The 1,469-nt window shown below is 59.0% G+C and carries 1 protein-coding gene; it reads left to right on the top strand.

The window, feature by feature from the left end:
* Positions 1–1,469, top strand: a 1,469-nt coding sequence (locus Xkoz_RS19065; protein ID WP_141554456.1) for a non-ribosomal peptide synthetase, incomplete at both ends; no start/stop codon positions are given.

Here is a 1,469-nt window from a genome sequence, read left to right as displayed (position 1 = left end):
GCCACCCAAACGGATTTCCCGCAAGACGCGTTCATCCACCAACTATTTGAAGCACAGGCAGAACAGCATCCCGACAGCCTTGCCGCGGTCTTTGAGGATCACACACTCAGCTACGGGGAGTTAAACCGCCGTGCCAACCAGCTAGCCCATCACCTGATGGCGCTGGGGGTACGCCCGGATGATCGGGTCGCGATTTGTGTCGAGCGCAGTCTGGAAATGGTGGTCGGCTTACTGGCTATCCTGAAAGCCGGCGGCGCGTATCTGCCGCTCGATCCGGCTTACCCCGCCGAGCGGCTGGCCTATATGTTGGACGATGCCAAACCGGGGGTATTGCTCACCCAGACGGCACAGCTCAGCAAACTCCCCGCTCACGCCGCCGCGCCGGTGTTACTTGACACTGTCCTCGACAGCCAAACGCCGATATTGGCCTCACAGCCGACGGATAACCCCATTGTACCGGGGCTGACATCCCGCCATCTGGCCTATGTGATTTACACCTCCGGTTCGACCGGCCAACCGAAAGGGGTAATGGTCGAGCATCGCAATGTCCTGCGCCTGATCATCAATAGCGGGTTTGCCGATATTACCCCCGATGATTGTGTCGCCCATTGCGCCAATATCGCTTTTGACGCCTCGACCTGGGAGATCTGGTCTGCCCTGCTCAATGGCGCCCGCCTGCATGTGGTTCCACAATCGATACTGCTCGATCCGGTACGCTTCTGTCAGGTACTGGTGAAAGGGCAGGTCACGGCACTTTGGCTCACCGTCGGCTTATTTAACGAGTACCTGGATAATTTGGCGCCCCTGTTTGGTCAATTGCGTTACCTGCTTGTCGGCGGGGATGTGCTTGATCCAAGGAAAATCCAACAGGTGCAACGGGCAGTGTCCCAGCCGGCCAACCTGATCAATGGCTATGGCCCAACGGAAACCACCACATTTGCCACCACCTATGGGATCACGTCTCCCGTTGAGGTGACGCGCTCCATTCCTGTCGGCCGCCCGATTGCCAATACCCGGATTTACATTCTGGATACGCATGAACAACCGGTTCCCGTCGGGGTGGCCGGGGAAATGTATATTGGCGGTGCCGGTGTCGCCCGCGGTTCCCTCAACCGCCCCGAATTGACCGCCGAGCGTTTCCTTATCGATCCCTTTGCTGCGGAACCCGATGCCCGGATGTACAAAACCGGTGACCTTGGCCGCTGGTTGCCCGACGGCAATATCGACTACCTTGGCCGCAATGATTTTCAGGTCAAACTGCGCGGCTTCCGCATCGAACTGGGGGAAATCGAGGCCAGATTGACCCAATGTGACGGGGTACGCGAAGCGGTGGTGATCGCCCGCGAAGATGAACCCAACCAGAAACGACTGGTCGCCTACCTGCGGCCAGAGAACGGGGCGGAACTGGTGCCGGCGGCATTGCGCGAGCAACTTAGCCAGCATCTGGCGGACTATATGCTGCCCAGTGC

The sequence above is a fragment of the Xenorhabdus kozodoii genome, from assembly GCF_002632875.1.
In the GTDB taxonomy this organism is placed as follows: domain Bacteria; phylum Pseudomonadota; class Gammaproteobacteria; order Enterobacterales; family Enterobacteriaceae; genus Xenorhabdus; species Xenorhabdus kozodoii.
This window is presented reverse-complemented; position numbering and strand designations above follow the sequence as displayed.